The sequence below is a fragment of the Arthrobacter sp. TS-15 genome, assembly GCF_006964045.1.
Taxonomy (GTDB): Bacteria; Actinomycetota; Actinomycetes; order Actinomycetales; family Micrococcaceae; genus Arthrobacter.
Map to the genome: position 1 here is coordinate 1 of NZ_SDXQ01000090.1, position 1,357 is coordinate 1,357.

2 protein-coding genes are annotated in these 1,357 nt (G+C 69.6%); one reads left to right on the forward strand and one right to left on the reverse strand.

Features of this window, described 5'->3' with window-relative positions; translation table 11 throughout:
- Positions 1-478, reverse strand: a 478-nt coding sequence (locus tag EU811_RS22935) for an acyl-CoA dehydrogenase family protein (RefSeq protein WP_187697308.1), incomplete at its 3' end; no start/stop codon positions are given.
- Positions 479-714: 236 nt separating this feature from the next.
- On the opposite strand from EU811_RS22935, the gene EU811_RS22940 reads away from it, so the two are divergent.
- Positions 715-1,357: alpha-L-fucosidase (locus EU811_RS22940; RefSeq protein WP_187697309.1), on the forward strand; the 643-nt coding region annotated here is incomplete at its 3' end.

A 1,357-nucleotide genomic window follows, 5' to 3' on the forward strand; every position in this document is an offset into this window, starting at 1 on the left:
GGGTCTGGCCGACGTAGTGCGTGGAGTACGGCGATCCGGAGGCGTACGGCCAGGTTCCGTCGAGGACGACATGCCCGTCGCCGTCCGGGCGGGCCACGCCGACCGGCATGACCGTGGACGCGGCACGGAACTCGCCGTCGTCGCCGAAGATCTCGTCCTGCGCCCGCTCCTCGAACTGCGCCGCGACCTGGAGCACATGGGCGGCGGTCAGGGAGAGCGCCCAGCCCGTGGAGGGGCAGCCTCGAGCGATCTCGGTGACCACGCGGTAGAAGGTCGGCAGGCCGAACTCGTATCCGCCGTAGCGGCGCGGCTGCAGGATCCGGTAGAAGCCGGCCCGCAGAAAGTCGTCGTGGGTGTCCTTCGGGTAGCGGGTCAACCGCTCGGTCTCCGGCTGGCGTTCGAGCAGTGCGGGCCGCAGGGCGACGGCTCGGTCGATCAGTTCGCGTTCGGTCAGTCCGGGCTCGGGAGCGGCGATCACGGTGCCTCCTGACGTGTGGGGCCGTCCGTACGTGACGCGGTACACGTGATTGAACACGCCACGGACCGCTGCTGTACCCACCGGATAGCGCCAAGTAGTTCCGCACTGGGGTGTACGGGAGTGATCCGGTGGCGCGCCGAGGGATGGGCACGGCATCTCGATCCCAGGGTGAAAACGGACCAGTAGTGGTGACCGTCGCCCACGCGTCGAACCGGGTGCGCGCCTAGCGTGGAGCCATGCCGATGCAACCCTGGTTTCCCGATGCCAAGCTGGGCATCTTCATCCACTACGGCATCTACGCCGTGGGCGGCGCCGCCGAGTCCTGGTCGTTCTACACGGGCGAGATGACGCACGAGCAGTACATGAAACAGCTCGACGGCTTCACCGCGTCGCACTACGACCCGGACGCCTGGGCGGAGTTGTTCGCCCGGGTGGGCGCGCGGTACGCGGTGCTCACCGCCCGGCACCACGACGGTGTCGCCCTCTGGGACACCGACCACCGCAACCTCGACGTGGTGCGGGACACCCCGGCGGGGCGCGACCTGGTCACCGGCTTCGTCGACGCGCTGCGCGCCCGGGACCTCAAGGTCGGCCTCTACTACTCGCACTCCGACTGGAAACACCCGGACTACGCGAGTCAGCGGCACCCCGGGCCGATCATCGTGCCGCCCAACGAGTACTCGCACGCCGAGCCCGGCAAGGAGGACCCGGCGGCCTGGGCGCGCTATCTCGCCTACCGCGACGGCCAGGTCGGCGAACTCGTCGAGCGCTTCCGGCCCGACGTCCTCTGGTTCGACGGGGAGTGGGAGCGCACCGAGGAGCAGTGGCGGATGGGCGAGCTCGCCGAGCTGATCCTCTCCGGCAACCCGGACACCATCC